The organism is Synechococcus sp. CS-1332, assembly GCF_025127995.1.
Classification (GTDB): Bacteria; Cyanobacteriota; Cyanobacteriia; order PCC-6307; family Cyanobiaceae; genus Cyanobium.
On record NZ_JAHLYP010000002.1, the window covers coordinates 1 to 18,272 of the forward strand.

Genomic DNA, 18,272 nt, shown 5'->3' on the forward strand with positions numbered 1-18,272 from the left:
GGCACTGCCGGCGAAACAAAAACCGTCTCCGTCACCATCAACGGCGACACCGTCTTCGAGCCCAACGAAACCTTCTTCCTCAACCTCTCCGCTCCCACCAACGGCGTCACACTCGCTGACGGCCAAGGGCTCGGCACCATCTTTAATGACGATCTCGGAAGCGTCATCACAGGAACCCGGAACAAGGATTCCCTGGTGGGAACCGATGGCGACGACGTGATCACCGGACTCCAGGGGGCGGACACGATCCGGGGCAATGGTGGAGGCGATCGGTTTGTCTACACGAGCCTCGTGGATGCCGGTGACACGATCATCGACTTCAACCGTGCCCAGGGCGACAAGGTCGACCTCAAGGGGGTGCTGGCGAGCGTTGGCTATGGGGGAACCACTCCCATCTCGGATGGCTATGTCAAGTTCGCTGCCAGGGGCAGCGACACCATGCTGCTGATCGATCCCGATGGGGCAGGCCTGGCGGCGTCCAGAAACTTCATCCTGTTCAAGAACGTCACCGTGGCCACCCTCAACATCCCGGACAATTTCATTGTCTGACCGCCCTGACCATGGCTTGGTCCTGACACAGGACTAAAGGCCAGATGAGCCAGGCCTGAGCTAAGATGAAGGACATCTGAGGCAATGGCCTCCTTCTCGTACCACCCCGCCATTCCCCACCCATGACCAGCCTTCTCCCCAAGATTGTCTTGACGACAACAGGTCTGGCACTGAGCATGGCGCTGGCCCAGCCCGCCCCTATCCAGGCAGCGGTGGTAGATTACATCTTCGACGTCCTGATTGACTCGGGTCCCCTGCAGCCCAACAGCTACTCCGGCACCTTCGCCTACAACACCCAGACACTCAACCTCACCGACTTTTCTTTCCTGTTCGAGGGTACTCAGTACGACGAAAGCGATGATCCGGACGCTTCGGTCCATTTCGACAATGGAGTCTTTCTGGGCCTGGAGTACTCCGTCGACACCTCGCCTTCCTTCTCCTTTATTCCTGGCTTCTTTGATGTTGGCGAGGCCTTCTTTGCCTATGATCTCAGGGCCAGCTCCGGCCAGAGCGGCGCAGGAAGTCTGACGTTCACAAGAGTCGTCAGGCCGGACGTTGATGCCGTTCCCGGTCCACTTCCCCTCTTGGGTGCAGCCGCTTGCTTCGGCTATAGCCGCAGACTGAAAAAGCGGATCAACGGCAGTGTACCTCCCAAACCCTCCCAGATCGGCACGAACTGACCATAGTCAGTGGCAGACGCGTCCCAAGTGATGCACCACCGCGTCGCATCTGCATTAATTATAAAGATGCAGCGATTTTTACAGTGAGGCAAGGAAAATCAAAGAACAATGATTATCCATTAGGAGCAAGCCGCGATGAAGCCGGCAAGCCTTCAGGGACCTTTAGCGGTCTTTATTGGAGCCATCGCAACAGTACTGGTGGCGGCGCCAGCAGCCTTTGCTGTGGACTTGGTCTTCGTCTTTGATGGGGTGATCGGCACCTTCCGCAGTCTTGAAGCTGGAACCGTCAACGGTTTCCCTCCCGCCGAAGTCGAAATGAACTTCGTCTCTTCAGCGGGTTCACCCAAGGGTCGCTACGACAAGGCGCCGCGTTGCCTTCTTCCAGACTGTGGCTACCTCTCGGTGACGGCCGACGGTTCCATCTTCACGTCCCCAGCCCTGTTCCATGGCCATAACGGGGGCTGGCAGCTCCTGATCACGTCCTCTCCCCCGACAGCCCGTAGCACATCTGAATGGACCCTGTTTGGATCACTTTTGTATTGCCCAGGCTATGAAGTGGACGGCGATCCTGAAAAGTGTCCGGCTCCGGGCCCAGGCAACGAGTCCAGAGCCGGATGGCTCACACCTCCACCGCGCGCCGATCCTGGGGAGCCAGTCCCTGGCCCGCTTCCCTTGCTCGGCGCCGCTGCCGCCTTCGGCTTCAGCCGCAAGCTGAGAACCAGGATCCGCAAGACGTCTCAGCGATAATTTTCGAACTGCAACGGCACTTCCAAGTCCTCGGCGCGCAGCAGGGTGATCACCTGCTGGAGATCGTCCTTGTTTTTGCCGGTGATCCGCAGGCTCTCGCCCTGGATCGCCACGGTCACTTTCTTGATCTGATCCCGCACCAGCTTGCTGAGCGTCTTGGCCAGCTCCTGGCTGAGGCCCTTGCGCAACTTCACCACCTGTTTCACCCGGTTGCCGCCCACGGGCTCGGGGGTCTGCAGGTCGAAGATCTTCAGCGACAGGTTGCGCTTGGTGGCCTTCTGGCGCAGCACGTCCATCACCGCGTCGAGGGTCATGTCGCTGGCGGTAGTGATCGTGAGGCTGGCCTCCTCCACGTCGATGTCGGTGTTGGAGTCCTTGAGGTCGTAGCGCTGGCCCACCTCCCGGCGCACCTGGTCGACGGCATTCACCAGCTCCTGGCGGTCGAAGTCCGAGACGACGTCGAAGGAATAGCTGTCGGCCATGGCGCGGGCAAAGGCAAAGCAGCGCCAGCCTAGAAAAGAGACCCTGCGGCCCCGTCCCGATGACCTTCTCCCTGCCCAGCTCCCTTCTGGCGGCGAGCATCGCCCTGCCGGTGCTGCCGGCGGCGGCGGGAGGGCCCTTCGCCTGGTCCCTGGTGCTCTCGGGCGCCGTGGTGGTGCTCAGCCTGATCCCCCTGGGGGCTGCCCGCTCCCAGGCCGATTTCAAACCCTCCGACCTGGCCGCGCCGCGGGCCATGTTCGAGCGGCTGCCGGCCTGGGGCAAGCGGGCCAACTGGGCCCACCAGAACAGCTTCGAGGCCTTCACCCTGCACGCCCCCGCCTGCCTGCTGTGCCTGGTGGTGGCTCCCGCGGTGCTGGCGGCCTCCCCCTGGCTGGCGCTGGCGGCCTGGCTGCACCCGGCCCTGCGCCTGGGCTACCTGGCGGCCTACGTGGCCAACATCCCCCCGGTGCGCAGCCTCTGCTGGGCCGGCGGGATTCTCTGCACCGCCCTGCTTTACAGCGAAGGGCTGCGGGCGGTGCTGCGCAGCTGAGTCAGCTGCCGCCCTTCTGCTGCAGCCCCTTGAGGGCCGCCAGCAAGGAGGCCGGGCTCTGGGGATCCACCATCAGCACCGATCCCCCCTGGGAGGCGGCCATCTGCTGGCCCATGGCCATCCAGTCCTTGGCGAGCAGCAAGCGCAGACCCTCGGCTGCCGCCGGATGGGCCTCGATCACAGCGGCCAGTTCGGTGGCCGACTGGGCGCGGGCCTTGGCCAGCAGCAGCTGCTGTTTGGCCTGGGCATCGGCGTCGAGAAGCACGGCCTCCTGCTTGGCCTTGGCATCCAGCACAAGGGCCTCTGCCCGCCCCCGGGCCGCATTCACCTGGGATTCCCGTTCGCCCTCGGAGCGCAGGATCGCCGCCCGCTTCTCCCGCTCGGCAGTCATCTGCTGCTCCATCGCCTGCTGCACCCCCTGGGAGGGCTGGATGTCGCGCAGTTCCACCCGGGTCACCTTGACGCCCCAGGGATCGGTGGCCTGGTCCAGCTCCTTGAGCAGGGTTTCGTTGACCTCCTGGCGGGTGGTGAAGGTCTGGTCGAGGTCGAGCTTGCCCATCTCGGCCCGGATCTGGGTGAGCACCAGGTTGACCATGGCCGCCTGCAGGTTGTCGACGCCGTAGTAGGCGCGGGAATGCTCCAGCAGCTGCCAGTACACCACCGCATCCACTTCGATCGAGACGTTGTCGCGGGTGATGCACTGCTGGGGGGGGATGTCGAGCACCCGCTCCTTGAGCGATTCGTGGCTCACCACCCGCTCCAGGCCGGGGATCACCAGGGAGAGACCGGGGCGCAGTTCGCGGTCGTACTTGCCGAGTCGCTCCACCAGCATCGAGCGGCTGCTGCTGGTGACCTTGACGCCGCTGATGCCCAGGCCGGCGAGCACCACCAGCACCGGAATGATGAGCGCTTCCATGCAGGCTTCTTCACTGGCGCCACGCTAGGCAGGATGGGGGCGAAGGCCAACGGTGCCGTTGCTTTCGTTGTCCTCGCCACCGCCCCTTCGCCCCCTGCCGATGCCCGCACCCCCGATCCTCTGGCTGGCCCTGGCGGGGGTGCTGCTGTTGCTGGAGCTGGTGGGCGCCGACGCGGACGGCCTGCTGCTGGTGGGAGCCGTGGCCGCCCTGCTGCTCACCCTCGTGGCCGTGCTGGTGCCGCTGGTGCCGCCCCTGGCCCAGGTTCTGCTGTTCGGCGCGCTTGTGGGGGCGGGCTACGGCTGGATGCGGCGCTGGTCGGCAGGGCGCCAGGCGCGCACGATTCCCCCCAGCGCCCGGGCCGAGCTGGCGGAGGTGACCACGGCCTTCGATGCCAACGGCGATGGCCGCGTGCGCTGGCAGGGGCAGAGCTGGGCCGCCCAGAACCTGGCCCCGGACCAGCTCCTGCCCCCCGGAACCCAGGTGACGGTGATGGGCCGGGAGGGGACACGGCTGCAGGTGCTGCCGCGCCAGGACGCGTTGCCGGGTTAGCTCAGACTTGGCTAATCGAAGAACATCAGGCTGACCACCTTGCCCATGTCTTCGGCGGTGCGGCAGCTGGAGAGCAGGGTTTCGCTGTCGTGGAAGGCGTAGCAGATCAGCTGGTCACAGCGGTTGATGATCTCCTGGTTGCAGAGGCTGCTGGCCATGGGCAAGGGCAGCTCATCGTTCTCCGGCTTTTCGACCAGATGCAGCACCCGCTCCAGCTGGCTGCGGGATTCGCCGGGCTGACGCTCCAGGCTCTGGGGCAGCAGCACGGTGAGCCGGGCCGGATCCACCTCCAGCACACTGCGGATCACGGCGGCATTCACCCCCTGGGCACCGGAGGTGATCAGGTTGTGGCCCTCCTGCGCCAGGGAGCGGGCCACCAGCTCGACCAGATGGATCGACACCACCGGCACATGGCGGCTGCCGAGGAAAGCGATTCTGCGTTTGCCCCGGTCCTGGAGCATGGCCAGCTCCTGGGCGAGCGTATCGATCCGGTCCAAGGCCGGAAGATCTAGGGACCGGGTCACCCGTTATCGACAACCAACGACCTGAAACTAGCAGCGCCCTCAGACATGGACCGCCAGGCGCAGCCGGCCGAACAGCCGTTCGAAGTGGCAATTCTCTTCCACCAGACGGATCGCGTAGGTGGCTTTCACCGCTTCATGCAGCCGCACATGGCCGATGGCACCATCAATCACCTCCACGGTGGTGAGGGTGTCGTGGTCGACCTTGAGCACGGGCACCTCCAGTTCCTCGGCCCGGCTGATCAGCTGGGGCAGGGGTTCGCCGGCCCCCGTGAGGATCAGGCACTGGGTGGAAGCCTCAAGGGCCGCCAGCTGGATGTCGGTGCGGTCGGCTCCGGTGACCACGGCCATGTTGCGGCGGCGCCGGAAGAACTCCATCGCCGAGTTGACATTCATGGCGCCGATCGAGAGGGTCTCCACCAGCAGGTCGAGGCCGTCGTGGCAGCAGAGCACCGTGGCCTCGAGGCGCCGGGCCAGCTCCTCCACCGTGACACTGCGCAGCAGGGGGCTGCGGGGCATCACGCCCAGCACCGGAATCCCCAGCCGCTCCAGGGCAGGCTGCACCGCCTCCCGCACCTCCGGAACCATGTCGGGCAGCACGGCGTTGAGCACCACACCGGCCAAGAGATCGCCCAGCTGGCGCCGGGCCTCGAGCAGGGCATCAACGCTGCGGCTGTCGCTCCAGGGATGCACCAGCAGCACAGGCGCCTGCAGGGCGTGGGCCAGCTGCACCAGGCCCAGGCCGTAGAGCTGCCCTTCGCTGAGACTGCCGGCCCCTTCGAGCAGCACCAGGCGATCGGCGTCGTCGTGGATGCGCCGCTGCAGCAGCGCCAGACCCTCACCCGGGGCCAGATCCCCCGCCAGCAGGCGCTCCCGGGCGGCCTCTGGCTCCATCACATGCAACGAAGGGATCAGCTGCTCCTGGGGTAATCCGAGGGTGGCGCCGATGAAACGGACATCGGGATCCAGCAGGGGGTTGCCCGGCGCCGCATCGGGAAAGCTGTCGAGCGGGTCATCCATGCAGGTGACCAGTGGCTTGCCGAAGGCGAGGGGCACGCCCAGGCGCGCGAGCTGGCGGCCGAGACCGAGCACCACCGCCGACTTGCCGCTGAAGGGTTCGCAGGAGCCGATCAGCAGGGGGATGGACATGGGTTGACCTCGCCGGGTCCCGCAGGTGCGGGGCAATCTAGGCAGCACGTCCACCGAAGGCCCATGCCGGACCCGTCGACCGAATCCCTCACCGTGGCCGTCACCGGGGCCAGCGGCGCCCTCGGCCAAGCCCTGCTGCGCCGTTTCCACGACCGCGGGGCCGAGCTGATCGCCCTTTGCCATGGCCGCGCACCGCTGCAGCTGGCCGGCCCGGACGGGCAGCTGATCCCCCTGCGCCAGGTGCAATGGCAGGTGGGGGAGGAGGCGGCCCTGGAACCCCTGCTCACCCAGGTGGACGTGCTGGTGATCAACCACGGCATCAACGTCCATGGCGACTGCAGTGCCGAGGCCACCGGCTGTTCCCTGGAGGTGAACGCCCTGAGTGCCTGGCGACTGCTGGAGCTGTTCGCCGTGGTGGCTGGGCGGCGGGTGGGGCGCCGGCGGGCCGAGGTCTGGGTGAACACCTCGGAAGCGGAGATCCAGCCGGCCGTCAGCCCCCTCTACGAAATCAGCAAGCGGCTGCTGGGCCAGCTGCTCAGCCTGCGGGCGCCGGCCTTGGCGCCCACCCTGCGCCTGCGGCGGCTGGTGCTGGGGCCGTTCCGCTCCGCCCTCAATCCGGTGGGGGTGATGGGGGCCGACTGGGTGGCCGGCGAGATCCTGAGGCAGGCCGGCTGGAACTGCAGCCTGATCATCGTGACGCCGAACCCGCTCACCTACGTGCTGATGCCGCTGGCGACCCTGGGCCGCTGGGCCTACGTGGGCCTGCTGCAGAGGCCGTGAGCGATGGGGCCTAGAAGTCGCGGTCGGTGAGGATGTCGCAGCCGTCGCTGGTGACGACGATCGTGTGCTCCCACTGGGCCGAGAGGCTGCCGTCCACGGTCACCACGGTCCAGCGGTCCTTGAGGGTGCGGCAGCCCTTGCCGCCGGCGTTGAGGATCGGCTCCACCGCCAGGGTCATGCCTGAGCGCAGCTGCATGTTGGGAAGATCCCTGGTGCGGTAGTTGAACACCGAGGGCTCCTCGTGCAGGTTGCGGCCGACGCCGTGGCCCGTGTAGTCCTCGACGATGGCGTAGCCGTGGGCCTCGACGTGGTCCTGAACGGCACCGGCCAGCTCCAGCAGGGTGCTGCCAGCCTTGACCGTGGCCAGACCCTGCATCAGTGATTCCTGGGCGATACGGCTGAGGCGGCGGGCCTCCTCAGGCACGCCCTCGCCGACGCAGAGGGTGACGCAGCTGTCGCCATGGAAGCCCTCAAAGTAGGCCCCGGTGTCGATCTTGACCAGATCTCCGGCCTTGATCACCCGCTTGGCGCTGGGGATGCCGTGGACGACCTCGTTGTTGATGCTGGCGCAGATGCTGGCGGGGAAACCGTGGTAGCCCTTGAAGCTGGGGGTGGCGCCCATGGCGCGGATGCGGGTTTCGGCGTGGCGGTCGAGGTCGCCGGTGGTCATCCCCGGGGCGGCCATGTCGATGATCTCCCGCAGCACCGTGGCGACGATGCGGCTGGCCTGGCGCATGATCGCGATTTCCCGCGCCGATTTCACCTCGACGCCGCGGCGGCCCTTCTGAATGCGGGGGCCGGCCTGGGTCAGAGGGGTGCCACCGCCCTTGACGCCGTTGGTGCTGGCCAGCAGATCGGCGAACAGGTTCATGCGGTGGGAGTCGGAGCCGGACATTCAAGTTATCAATGGCGTCCCTCCAGCCGTCGGTTCCCCGTGTCCATCCCCTCCCCAGCCGCCGCCTCCCCCCCGTGGGGCGCCCGCCTGCGGCAGGCCCACGCCTGGCTGGCGCCGTTGATGCTCGCCCCCCTGCTGCTCTCGGCCGTCACGGGAGTGGGCTACCGGCTGCTCCGCGACTGGGGCGGCCTGAGCCGGGACCAGGCCCATCCACTGATGGTGCTGCACGAGGGCGAATGGCTCCAGAGCTGGGTGGGCGAGGGGGGCGAGACGCTTTACGTGCTGCTCAACGGCCTGGGGCTGCTGTGGATGCTCATCACCGGCGGCGTCATGGCCTGGGAGCGGTTGCGGCGGGGCTGGCGGCGGCGTGGGGGGAAGGGGGTCACCTGAGGCGGTAGGGTGTTGGTTTGGCCTGGCGCTCCGAGAACAGGGATGGCAACCGAGATCGATCCGTCCACGGAAGTGGACCAGCAAACCCCAGACGCGGAGCCCCAGTCGGTGCAAGCGGAAACCGTGACTGAAACCGCAACGGCCACGGCCGCTGCAACGGTGAAGGTCACCACCGGCAAGCTCAGCGCCCGGGCGCTGATCGAGGAGTTCGAGGCCGGTCAGCTGAAGAGCGACCTGCCCGAGATCTACGTGGGCGACACCGTCAAGGTGGGCGTGCGCATCCGGGAAGGCAACAAGGAGCGGGTGCAGCCCTACGAGGGTGTGGTGATCGCCAAGCGCCACGGCGGCCTCAACCAGACCATCACCGTGCGCCGCATTTTCCAGGGCATCGGCGTGGAGCGGGTCTTCATGCTGCACAGCCCCCAGGTCGCTTCCGTGAAGGTGGAGCGGCGCGGTAAGGTTCGTCGGGCGAAGCTCTTCTATCTGCGCGACCGGGTGGGTAAAGCCACGCGTGTCAAACAGCGCTTCGATCGCTGAAGCCTGGTTTCACGGGATTTCATTTCCCGCGTTTCCCTCTCACGCTTTCCAGGGACCATCGGCCATGCGCCGTTAGTTCAGTTGGTAGAACGCAGGTCTCCAAAACCTGATGTCGGGGGTTCAAGTCCTCCACGGCGCGTTCGATGGTCCCATTTGTAGTCTCGTGGTTCCGAACATGGAGTTGGATCTACAGCCCGGTGATGTGGTCAAGGTGCTGGAATCAGCTGCCCTTGGCTGGGTCCGGGCCCGGGTGATCCGGGTCAAGTCCGGAGGTCGGGTCGTTGTCCAAAGCGACCAGGGGCGGGAATTCACCGCCCGGGGAAATCAGGTGCGCCTGATTGAACCCGCTGGCTTTCGCCCCTGAGGCCAGGGCGTTCTGGCGCCATCGCGCCCCAGTCCCAGCCTGCCTTCCCAGCTAAACGTCCCATTGTGCCCCGTGCCCTGCACGGGGCTTTTTGTGTGGCCGATCGGCATCCTGACGCCGCCCTAGCCGACGTTGGGGCGGCGTCGACAGGCTGCGTTGACGGGGGGAGGGGTGACGATGGATACTTCCCTAGTCGGCGTCCGCGTCGTCGCGATCGCCCATCGGCGCCGGATCCACCCCTCGGGGCGATTCGAGCCTCGAAAGACGGTCTGGGACTGTAGTTCAATCGGTTAGAGCACCGCCCTGTCACGGCGGAAGTTGCGGGTTCGAGCCCCGTCAGTCCCGTTCTCACCATCTGGAGCCGCTTCCGTGCCCGCAACGGTTCCCGTACGCGTTCGGCTGGCCCCCAGCCCCACCGGCACCCTGCACATCGGCACCGCCCGCACGGCAGTGTTCAACTGGCTGTTCGCCCGCCACCTGGGGGGCTCCTTTCTGCTGCGCATCGAGGACACCGACCGGGAACGCTCCAAGCCGGAATTCACCGCCAACATCCTCGATGGCCTGCGCTGGCTGGGCCTGACCTGGGACGAGGAGCCGGTGGTGCAGAGCGAGCGCATCGAGGCCCACCGGGAGGCCATCGAGCAGCTGCTCGAGCGCGGCCACGCCTACCGCTGCTACGCCAGCGACGCGGAGCTGACGGCGATGCGGGAGCGCCAGCAGGCCGAGGGCCGGGCGCCCCGCTACGACAACCTGCACCGCGACCTTTCCGCCGAGCAGCAGCAGGCCTACATCGCTGAGGGCCGCGAGGCGGTGATCCGCTTCCGCATCGACGACGGCGCCACGATCACCTGGAGCGATCTGGTGCGGGGCGAGATGCGCTGGGCCGGCAGCGACCTGGGCGGCGACATGGTGATCGCCCGCCGGGCGCCCGCCACGGCGATCGGCGACCCCCTCTACAACCTGGTGGTGGTGGTGGACGACGCCGCCATGGCCATCAGCCACGTGATCCGCGGCGAGGACCACATCGCCAACACCGGCAAGCAACTCCTGCTCTATGCGGCCCTGGGGCTGACGCCGCCCCAGTTCGCCCACACCCCTTTGATCCTCAACCAGGAGGGCCGCAAGCTCTCCAAGCGCGATGGCGTCACCTCGGTGGGCGACTTCCGCGCCATGGGGTACACCGCCGAGGCCCTGGTCAACTACATGACCCTGCTGGGCTGGTCGCCGCCGGAGGGCATCGGCGAGCGTTTCAGCCTCGAGCAGGCGGCGGCGGTGTTCTCCTTCGAGCGGGTGAACCGGGCCGGGGCGCGCTTCGACTGGGACAAGCTCAACTGGCTCAATGCCCAGGTGCTGCATGGGCTGGCGGCCGGCGAACTGCGCCAGCGGCTGCTGCCCCTCTGGCAGGCCCGGGGCTGGGGCGAGGGCGCCGCTGCTGACGCCGCCTGGCAGGAGGATCTCTGCACCCTGCTGGGGCCCTCGCTCAGCCTGCTGGCGGACGGGGTCGACCAGGCCGCTCCCTTCTTCACGGCCCCGGAGCCGGACGATGCCGCCCTGGCCCTGCGGACCGACGCCGGCAGCCGCGGTGCCCTGGGCGCCCTGCTGGAGCGGCTGCCGCAGGGGCCGCTGGATGCCGAGACCGCCCAGGGGCTGCTGGCGGAGGCCGCCACGGCCGCCGGCGTCAAGAAGGGGGTGCTGATGAAGGGACTGCGGGCCGCCCTGCTGGGCAGCCTCAAAGGCCCTGACCTGCTCACCACCTGGCTGCTGCTTCACCGGCTGGACAGCGACCGGGAGCGGATCGTCGCTGCTTTGTGACGGGCGGCCTGGCTCGCGCCTCAGTCTTCGAGGGCGCCGTAGATCGGCTCCACCCGGATCGCCTGGACGCTGCCGGCCCGCAGGACGAGGAATTCGCTGGTCAGGTCGCTGATCGGCACGTTGACGAAGGCATCGAGGGACGCCGCGTTCAGCACCCCGCCGTACCAGGTCTGGAAATCTTCGAGGGTGTTGAAGTGCACCTCCTGGTGGTGACCGCCGATCAGGAACAGGTGGATGGCGTAGCGGCGGGGGGTGCGGGCCATGGAGCAGCGGCTGCGGCTGAACGTCCACAGGATGGCCCATACGGCCGCAACAGGCTCGCCGCCGGTTGGTAGAGGGGATGGAGCGGGGCCCCCGAAGCGGTGAGGCCCAGGCAGACGAGCCGTGGCTGGTGGGGCAGCAGCAGCTCCAGCACCCGGGCGTCCTGGCCCAGCCGGCGGCCGCCGTTGCCCCAGCCCAGCCAGATCAGCCCGGGGCTGGCGCGGCGATCCGCGGCCCGCAGGCGCCGCCGCAACCAGGCCGCGTTGGCGGCTCCCACCGGATCGGCGGCATGGGCGAGGGCCGCCGGGCTCGGGTTGATCCGGGCGAAGATGTTGAGCACCTCCAGGCCGCCGTAGCCCCAGCCGACGGCGAAGGCCATCAGCCGCCGCAGGGTGGGGTCGTCGTGGCGGTGGTCGGCGCGGGAGGGATTGAGGCCGATGAACAGCAGGCGGCCGCCGCCGGGATCCCAGACCCGCTCCAGCCACCAGCGGTAATGGCCGCAACGGCTGAAGGAGGCCCTGCCGATGGTGGTCACGGCGCTGCCGGGCCGCCGGATGGCAGGCTGTGGCGATCGGCGGGCAGATCCCAGGGACGGCCATGGAGCGGGACAAGCCCCTGTTGCTGCTGGTGGATGGCCACTCCCTGGCCTTCCGCAGCTTTTACGCCTTCGCCAAAGGCGGCGAGGGGGGACTGAGCACGAAGGACGGGGTGCCCACCAGCGTCACCTACGGCTTCCTCAAGGCCCTGCTCGACCACTGCAAGGGATTGGAGCCCCAGGGGGTGGTGATCGCCTTCGACACGGCCGAACCCACCTTCCGCCACGAGGCGGATGCCGCCTACAAGGCCCACCGGGAGGTGGCACCGGAGCACTTCTTCGCCGATCTGGCCAACCTGCAGACCATCCTGCGGGACTGCCTCGACCTGTCCCTGTCGATGGCGCCGGGCTTCGAGGCCGACGACGTGCTCGGCACCCTGGCCAACCGGGCGGCGGGCGAGGGCTGGCGGGTGCGGATCCTCTCCGGCGACCGGGACCTGTTCCAGCTGGTGGACGACGAGCGCGACATCAGCGTGCTGTACATGGGTGGCGGCCCCTACGCCAAGAACAGCGGCCCGACCCAGATCCGCCGGGCCCAGGTGATCGAAAAGCTGGGGGTGCCCCCGGAGGGGGTGGTGGACCTCAAGGCCCTCACCGGCGACAGCTCCGACAACATCCCCGGCGTCAAGGGGGTGGGGCCCAAGACGGCCCTGACCCTGCTCAAGGCCCACGGCGACCTGGACGGCATCTACGCCGCCCTCGACCAGCAGAAGGGGGCCCTGAAAACCAAGCTGGAGACCGATCGGGAGAACGCCTTTCGCTCCCGCATGCTGGCGGAGATCCTGGTGCAGATCCCCCTGCCCCAGGAACCACGCCTGGCCCTGGGCCAGGTGGACAGCGAGGGGCTGGGGGCGCGTCTGAGCGAGCTGGAGCTGTTCAGCCTGGTGAAGCAGACCGAGGGCTTTGCCCGGTTGTTCTCGGCGGAACCGCCAGAGCCCGCCACCGCCACCGCAGTCAGCATCACGCCCGCCAGCGAGCCGGCGGCGACCGCACAGGAAGAGCCAGCCCCAGGCAGCCTGCCCGCCCTGCGGCCGGAGCTGATCACCACCCCGGAGGCCCTGGCGGCCCTGGTGGGGCGGCTGCTGGCCTGCACCGATCCGGCGGCGCCGGTGGCCCTCGACACGGAAACCACCTCGCTGAATCCCTTCAAGGCGGAACTGGTGGGGATCGGCGTCTGTTGGGGGGAGGGGCTGGCGGATCTGGCCTACGTGCCCATTGGCCACCACAGCCCGCCCGCCGCCGATCTGCTCAGCACGCCGCCTCCTCCGCCGGAGCAGCTGCCGCTTGATGCAGTGCTGCTGGCTCTGGGGCCCTGGCTGGCCAGCGCCAGCCACCCCAAGGCGCTCCAGAACGCCAAGTACGACCGCCTGATCCTGCTGCGCCATGGGCTGCCCCTGGCCGGTGTGGTGATGGACACCCTGCTGGCGGACTACCTGAGGGATGCCAATGACAAGCATGGCCTGGAGGCGATGGCGGGGCGCGCCTTCGGCTTCCAGCCCACCGCCTACGGAGATCTGGTGGCCAAGGGGCAGACCTTCGCCGACGTGCCGGTCGAGGCGGCGGCCCTCTACTGCGCCATGGACGTGCACCTCACCCGGCGCCTGGGCATACGGCTGGCGCAGCAGCTGGCGGCGATGGGGCCGGAGCTGCCGCTGCTGCTGCTGCAGGTGGAGCTGCCCCTGGAGCCGGTGCTGGCCCAGATGGAGGCCACCGGCATCCGCATCGACGTGCCCTACCTCAAGGAGCTGGCCGAGGAGCTCAGCAGCACGCTGGTGCGGCTGGAGCGGGAAGCCCAGGCAGCGGCAGGGGTGGACTTCAACCTGGCCTCCCCCAAGCAACTGGGGGAACTGCTGTTCGACAGCCTGGGGCTGGATCGCAAGAAGTCGCGGCGCACCAAGACCGGCTGGAGCACCGACGCGGCGGTGCTGGAGAAGCTGGAGGACGACCACCCGGTGGTGAAGCTGGTGCTGGAGCACCGCACGCTCAGCAAGCTGCTGAGCACCTATGTGGAGGCCCTGCCGGCGCTGGTGGAGCCCGAGACCGGGCGAGTGCACACCGATTTCAACCAGGCGGTGACCGCCACCGGGCGGCTGTCGAGCAGCAACCCCAACCTGCAGAACATCCCCATCCGCACCGAGTTCAGCCGCCGCATCCGCAAGGCCTTCCTGCCCCAGGAGGGCTGGCGGATGATCAGCGCCGACTACTCCCAGATCGAGCTGCGCATCCTCACCCACCTCTCGGGCGAACCGGTTCTGGTGCAGGCCTACAACGAGGGCGACGACGTCCACGCCCTCACGGCCCGGCTGCTGCTCGAGACCGACACGGTGACGCCCCAGGAGCGGCGGCTGGGCAAGACGATCAACTTCGGCGTGATCTACGGCATGGGGGCCCAGCGGCTGGCCCGCGAAACCGGCATGGGCCAGGCACGGGCCAAGGAGTTCCTGAGCCTCTACAAGCAGCGTTACCCTCGGGTATTCCTGTACCTGGAGCTGCAGGAGCGGCTGGCCCTCAGCCGGGGCTATGTGGAGACGATCCTGGGGCGGCGGCGCCCGTTCCACTTCGACCCCGGCGGCCTGGGCCGGCTGCGGGGCAAGGATCCGCTGGAGATCGACCTGGAGGTGGCCCGCCGCGGGGGCCTGGAGGCCCAGCAGCTGCGGGCAGCCGCCAATGCCCCGATCCAGGGCTCCAGCGCCGACATCATCAAGCTGGCGATGGTGAGCCTGCAACGGGCGCTCAGCGAGGCCGCCCTGCCGGCCCGGCTGCTGCTGCAGGTGCACGACGAACTGGTGCTGGAGGCGGCGCCGGAAGCGCTGGAGGAGGTGCGGCAGCTCACCCGCCGCACCATGGAGGAGGCGGTGCAATTAACGGTGCCGCTGGCGGTGGACACCGGGGTCGGCCCCAACTGGATGGAGGCGAAATAGCCAAGCGAAGGTAGGCTGCGCCTGAGCTTTTCCCCCGCCATCGATGCCTGAACCGGTGCGGGTGCTACTGACCGGCCGCCACGGCCAGCTGGGCCAGGCCCTGGTGGCCTCGGTTCCCGCTGGCATCGAGCTGATCGCCACGGGCCGCAGCGAGCTGGATCTGGCCGATGCGGCCGCCTGCCGGGCGGCGGTGGGGCAGCACCGGCCCGACTGGGTGCTCAATGCCGGCGCCTACACCGCGGTGGATCGGGCCGAATCGCAACCGGAGCTGGCCGGGGCGGTGAATGCGGGCGCCCCCGGGGCCTTCGCCGAAGCCCTGGCCAGCGGCGGCGGGCGATTGCTGCAGGTGAGCACCGATTTCGTGTTCGATGGTGAGCAGGGCCATCCCTACGCCCCGGAGCAGGCGCTGGCGCCGTTGGGGGTGTACGGCACCAGCAAGGCCGAGGGGGAACGGCTGGCGGCGGCGGCCCTGCCAGCTGAGCGCCTGTGCCTGCTGCGCACCAGCTGGGTGTATGGCCCGGTGGGGGCCAACTTCTGCCTGACGATGCTGCGGCTGCACCGGGCCAAGGCCGCCGCCGGCGAAGCCCTGGGGGTGGTGGCCGACCAGGTGGGCTGCCCCACCGCCACCGCTGGCCTGGCGGCCGCCTGCTGGCGGGTGATCGAGCGGGGCGTGAGCGGGCGCCACCACTGGTGCGACTACGGCGCCGCCAGCTGGTACGACTTCGCCGTGGCCATCGGCGCGCTGGCCGCCAGCCGGGGACTGATCGACGCCCCGGCCCGGGTGCGGCCGATCAGCACCGCCGACTACCCCACCCCGGCCCGGCGCCCCGCCTATTCGCTGCTGGATGGCAGCATCACCCGGCACGCCCTGGAGCTGGAGGGCCAGCACTGGCAGGCCGCCCTGGCCGAGGTGCTGGCCCAGATCCCCCTGCCCCAGACCTGAATCAACGTTGTCGTCTCGCTCCACCCCGATGCTCCCCAACCACTCCCTCGACCTGCCGCTGCTGCTTGCCGGCCGTCGCCGCATCCTGGTGACGGGGGGCGCGGGCTTCATCGGCGGGGCGCTGGTGCGGCGGCTGCTGCGGGACAGCACGGCGACGGTGTTCAACCTCGACAAGATGGGCTACGCCAGCGATCTGCTGGGCGTCTACAACACCCTGGCGGAACTGGGCGAGGCGGCCGAGCGCTCTGACGGTCCGCGCCACCGGCTGCTGCAGGTGGATCTGGCCGATGGGGAGGCCGTGGCGGCAGCGGTGCAGCAGGCCGATCCGGATCTGGTGCTGCACCTGGCGGCCGAAAGCCACGTCGACCGCTCGATCGACGATCCGGGCGCCTTCCTGGTCAGCAATGTGATGGGCACCTACAACCTGCTGCAGGCGGTGCGCAGCCACTGGGAGGGCCTCGGGCCGAAGCGCCGGGAACAGTTCCGCTTCCACCACATCAGCACCGATGAGGTGTTCGGTTCGCTGGGAGCCACCGGACGGTTCTCGGAAACCACCCCCTACGACCCGCGCAGCCCCTATTCGGCCAGTAAGGCGGGCAGCGACCACCTGGTGCAGGCCTGGCACCACACCTACGGGCTGCCGGTGGTGCTGACCAACTGCAGCAACAACTACGGCCCCTGGCAGTTCCCCGAGAAGCTGATCCCGGTGGTGATCCTCAAAGCCGCCGCCGGTGACCCGATCCCCCTCTATGGCGATGGGGCCAATGTGCGCGACTGGCTGTACGTCGAGGACCACGTCGAAGCCCTGCTGCTGGCGGCCACCAGCGGCGAAGTGGGGCGCAGCTACTGCGTCGGTGGCCATGGCGAACTGACGAATAAGCAGGTGGTGCAGGCCATCTGCGCCCTGATGGACGAGCTGCGGCCCGCTGGCGCCCCCCACGCCGGCCTGATCACGCCGGTGGCCGACCGACCGGGCCACGACCGGCGCTATGCCATCGACCCGGAACGGATCAGCACCGAACTGGGCTGGCAGCCCCGCCACAACTTCCACCAGGGCCTGCGGGAAACGGTGCTTTGGTACCTGGAGCATGGCGACTGGTGCACCAACGTGCGCAGCCGGGCTGGCTACGGCGGCGGCCGGCTAGGCAAGAGCACGGCGGGAGCGGGCCATTGACCCTGCGGCTCACCAACACCCTCAGCCGCCGCTGCGAACCCTTCGAGCCGCTGCAGCAGGGGACGGTGTCGATCTACTGCTGCGGGGTCACGGTCTACGACCTGTGCCACCTGGGCCACGCCCGCAGCTACATCGTCTGGGACGTGCTGCGGCGATATCTGCTGTGGAGCGGCTATGCCGTCACCTTCGTGCAGAACTTCACCGACATCGACGACAAGATCCTCAAGCGGGCCGAGGAGGAGGGCAGCTCGATGGCGGTGGTGAGCGAACGCAACATCGCCGCCTTCCAGGCCGATATGGCCGCCCTGCACATCCTTCCCCCCGACCGAATGCCCCGGGCCACCCGCAGCCTGGAGGCGATCCGGCAGCTGATCGGCGAGCTGGAGTCCAAGGGGGCGGCCTATTCGGCCGATGGTGATGTGTACTTCGCGGTGATGCGGCAGGCGGGCTACGGCAAGCTCAGCGGCCGCACGCTCGAGGAGCAACAGGAGGGTGCCAGCGGGCGCACCAACGAGGCGGAGGAGGCCCGCAAGCGCCATCCGTTTGATTTCGCCCTGTGGAAGGGGGCCAAACCCGGTGAACCCAGCTTCCCTTCGCCCTGGGGGCCGGGGCGGCCGGGCTGGCACATCGAATGTTCAGCGATGGTGCGCGAGGAGCTCGGCACCACGATCGACATCCACCTGGGCGGCGCCGACCTGATCTTTCCGCACCACGAGAACGAGATCGCCCAGTCGGAGGCGGCCAGCGGCCAGCCCCTGGCGCGCTACTGGCTGCACAACGGCATGGTGAATGTGGGCGGGGAGAAGATGTCCAAATCGCTGGGCAACTTCACCACGATCCGTGCGCTTCTGGAGAGCGGTGTCAGCCCGATGACGCTGCGGCTGTTCGTGCTCCAGGCCCACTACCGCAAGCCGCTGGATTTCACCGGCGAGGCCCTGGCGGCGGCGGCCACGGGCTGGAAGGGGCTCGACGGCGCCCTGGGCCTGGGCGAACGCCACGGGGCGGCCCTGGGCTGGGGGGCCGGCCCAGCGGCCAAAGCCTCAGGCGTGCTCAAGGAAGTCCGCGACCGCTTCGCCGCCGCCATGGACGACGACTTGAACACCTCGGCAGCCGTGGCGGTGCTGTTCGAGCTGGCCCGGCCCCTGCGGGCCCTGGCCAACCGGCTGGAGCGGGGGGACAGCGAAGCGGACGCCGCAAGGGAGGCGGCGGACCTTAAGCCCCGCTGGCAGCTGCTGAGCGAGCTCGCCGGGGTGCTGGGGCTGGCGGCGGAGAAGGCCACGGAGCCGGCGTCTGAAGCCGTGGATGGGAGGGCGATCCAGGAAAGGATCGAAGCGCGACGGGCCGCCAAGGCCGCCCGCGATTTCGCCACCGCCGACCGCATCCGGGCCGGCCTGGCTGCCGAGGGCATCGAGCTGATCGACCGGCCGGGCGGTGTGACCGACTGGGTGCGGAGCTGAG

At 68.5% G+C, this 18,272-nt stretch carries 20 protein-coding genes and 2 tRNA genes; 15 read left to right on the forward strand and 7 right to left on the reverse strand.

The genetic code is table 11. The features are described 5' to 3' along the window. On the forward strand, positions 1–549 hold a 549-nt coding region (locus KQ305_RS00025; RefSeq protein ID WP_259723439.1), incomplete at its 5' end, for a type I secretion C-terminal target domain-containing protein. Between the two features lie 122 nt (positions 550–671). Next, entirely contained in the window at positions 672–1,229 is a 558-nt protein-coding gene (locus KQ305_RS00030; protein WP_259723440.1) for a hypothetical protein, read from the forward strand. A 737-nt stretch (positions 1,230–1,966) separates the two neighbouring features. Here KQ305_RS00030 and KQ305_RS00035 read toward each other — a convergent pair. Continuing rightward, a complete protein-coding gene (locus KQ305_RS00035; protein WP_259723441.1) occupies positions 1,967–2,458 on the reverse strand; it encodes a YajQ family cyclic di-GMP-binding protein in 492 nt (163 codons plus the stop codon). Between the two features lie 59 nt (positions 2,459–2,517). Between KQ305_RS00035 and KQ305_RS00040 the strand changes: the two genes are divergently transcribed. Beyond that, positions 2,518–3,006, forward strand: coding sequence for an MAPEG family protein (locus KQ305_RS00040; protein ID WP_259723442.1), 489 nt, complete (start codon positions 2,518–2,520; stop codon positions 3,004–3,006). Between the two features lies 1 nt (position 3,007). Here the strand turns inward: KQ305_RS00040 and KQ305_RS00045 are convergent, their stop codons facing one another. Next, positions 3,008–3,922: an SPFH domain-containing protein gene (locus KQ305_RS00045; RefSeq protein WP_259723443.1), complete on the reverse strand. Its 915-nt coding sequence runs from the start codon at positions 3,920–3,922 to the stop codon at positions 3,008–3,010. A gap of 100 nt (positions 3,923–4,022) precedes the next feature. Between KQ305_RS00045 and KQ305_RS00050 the strand changes: the two genes are divergently transcribed. Then, a complete protein-coding gene (locus tag KQ305_RS00050; RefSeq protein ID WP_259723444.1) occupies positions 4,023–4,472 on the forward strand; it encodes an NfeD family protein in 450 nt (149 codons plus the stop codon). A gap of 11 nt (positions 4,473–4,483) precedes the next feature. On the opposite strand, the gene KQ305_RS00055 is transcribed toward KQ305_RS00050, so the two are convergent. Both KQ305_RS00055 and KQ305_RS00060 read right to left on the reverse strand, forming a co-directional pair. After that, the gene (locus tag KQ305_RS00055; RefSeq protein WP_094583973.1) at positions 4,484–4,996 is read right to left on the reverse strand and encodes a DNA recombination-mediator protein A; all 513 of its coding nucleotides are present in this window, start codon (positions 4,994–4,996) and stop codon (positions 4,484–4,486) included. A 39-nt stretch (positions 4,997–5,035) separates the two neighbouring features. Continuing rightward, entirely contained in the window at positions 5,036–6,142 is a 1,107-nt protein-coding gene (locus KQ305_RS00060) for a phosphotransacetylase family protein (RefSeq protein ID WP_259723445.1), read from the reverse strand. A gap of 63 nt (positions 6,143–6,205) precedes the next feature. Here KQ305_RS00060 and KQ305_RS00065 point away from each other — a divergent pair, with 63 nt between their 5' ends. Beyond that, entirely contained in the window at positions 6,206–6,922 is a 717-nt protein-coding gene (locus tag KQ305_RS00065; RefSeq protein WP_259723446.1) for an NAD-dependent epimerase/dehydratase family protein, read from the forward strand. 10 nt (positions 6,923–6,932) lie between these two features. Here KQ305_RS00065 and map read toward each other — a convergent pair whose 3' ends face one another. Next, positions 6,933–7,793 carry a type I methionyl aminopeptidase gene (map, locus tag KQ305_RS00070; protein ID WP_259723464.1) on the reverse strand — a complete coding sequence of 287 codons (861 nt, stop codon included), beginning with the start codon at positions 7,791–7,793 and terminating at the stop codon, positions 6,933–6,935. Between the two features lie 144 nt (positions 7,794–7,937). On the opposite strand from map, the gene KQ305_RS00075 reads away from it, so the two are divergent. The 6 genes from KQ305_RS00075 to gltX all read left to right on the forward strand — a co-directional run bounded on the left by KQ305_RS00075 (position 7,938) and on the right by gltX (position 10,920). After that, the gene (locus KQ305_RS00075; protein ID WP_259723465.1) at positions 7,938–8,207 is read left to right on the forward strand and encodes a peptidase; all 270 of its coding nucleotides are present in this window, start codon (positions 7,938–7,940) and stop codon (positions 8,205–8,207) included. Between the two features lie 42 nt (positions 8,208–8,249). Further along, positions 8,250–8,744: a 50S ribosomal protein L19 gene (gene rplS, locus KQ305_RS00080; RefSeq protein ID WP_259723447.1), complete on the forward strand. Its 495-nt coding sequence runs from the start codon at positions 8,250–8,252 to the stop codon at positions 8,742–8,744. A gap of 66 nt (positions 8,745–8,810) precedes the next feature. Continuing rightward, positions 8,811–8,883, forward strand: a tRNA-Trp gene (locus KQ305_RS00085). Positions 8,884–8,919: 36 nt separating this feature from the next. Next, entirely contained in the window at positions 8,920–9,108 is a 189-nt protein-coding gene (locus KQ305_RS00090) for a hyperconserved protein Hcp (RefSeq protein WP_006043540.1), read from the forward strand. A 271-nt stretch (positions 9,109–9,379) separates the two neighbouring features. Next, positions 9,380–9,453 (forward strand) — tRNA-Asp (locus KQ305_RS00095). A gap of 24 nt (positions 9,454–9,477) precedes the next feature. After that, the gene (gltX, locus tag KQ305_RS00100; protein ID WP_259723448.1) at positions 9,478–10,920 is read left to right on the forward strand and encodes a glutamate--tRNA ligase; all 1,443 of its coding nucleotides are present in this window, start codon (positions 9,478–9,480) and stop codon (positions 10,918–10,920) included. 20 nt (positions 10,921–10,940) lie between these two features. On the opposite strand, the gene KQ305_RS00105 is transcribed toward gltX, so the two are convergent. Together KQ305_RS00105 and KQ305_RS00110 are read right to left on the reverse strand one after the other, a co-directional pair. Then, the gene (locus KQ305_RS00105) at positions 10,941–11,183 is read right to left on the reverse strand and encodes a hypothetical protein (RefSeq protein ID WP_216905133.1); all 243 of its coding nucleotides are present in this window, start codon (positions 11,181–11,183) and stop codon (positions 10,941–10,943) included. After that, complete coding sequence (locus KQ305_RS00110; RefSeq protein WP_259723449.1) at positions 11,141–11,716, reverse strand: DUF1643 domain-containing protein; 576 nt, start codon at positions 11,714–11,716, stop codon at positions 11,141–11,143. Before KQ305_RS00110 ends, KQ305_RS00105 begins: the two co-directional genes overlap by 43 nt. Before the next feature lie 62 nt (positions 11,717–11,778). On the opposite strand from KQ305_RS00110, the gene polA reads away from it, so the two are divergent. From polA to cysS, 4 genes are read left to right on the forward strand one after another with little or no spacing between them, the layout of a single operon-like run. Continuing rightward, positions 11,779–14,697, forward strand: a complete 2,919-nt coding sequence (gene polA, locus KQ305_RS00115) for a DNA polymerase I (protein WP_259723450.1) — start codon at positions 11,779–11,781, stop codon at positions 14,695–14,697. Between the two features lie 43 nt (positions 14,698–14,740). Further along, positions 14,741–15,640: a dTDP-4-dehydrorhamnose reductase gene (gene rfbD / locus KQ305_RS00120; RefSeq protein ID WP_259723451.1), complete on the forward strand. Its 900-nt coding sequence runs from the start codon at positions 14,741–14,743 to the stop codon at positions 15,638–15,640. Positions 15,641–15,668: 28 nt separating this feature from the next. Continuing rightward, on the forward strand, positions 15,669–16,814 hold the full coding sequence (rfbB, locus tag KQ305_RS00125; RefSeq protein ID WP_259723466.1) for a dTDP-glucose 4,6-dehydratase: 1,146 nt from the start codon (positions 15,669–15,671) through the stop codon (positions 16,812–16,814). Further along, positions 16,811–18,271 carry a cysteine--tRNA ligase gene (gene cysS, locus KQ305_RS00130; RefSeq protein WP_259723452.1) on the forward strand — a complete coding sequence of 487 codons (1,461 nt, stop codon included), beginning with the start codon at positions 16,811–16,813 and terminating at the stop codon, positions 18,269–18,271. Before rfbB ends, cysS begins: the two co-directional genes overlap by 4 nt. Position 18,272 lies beyond the last annotated feature (1 nt).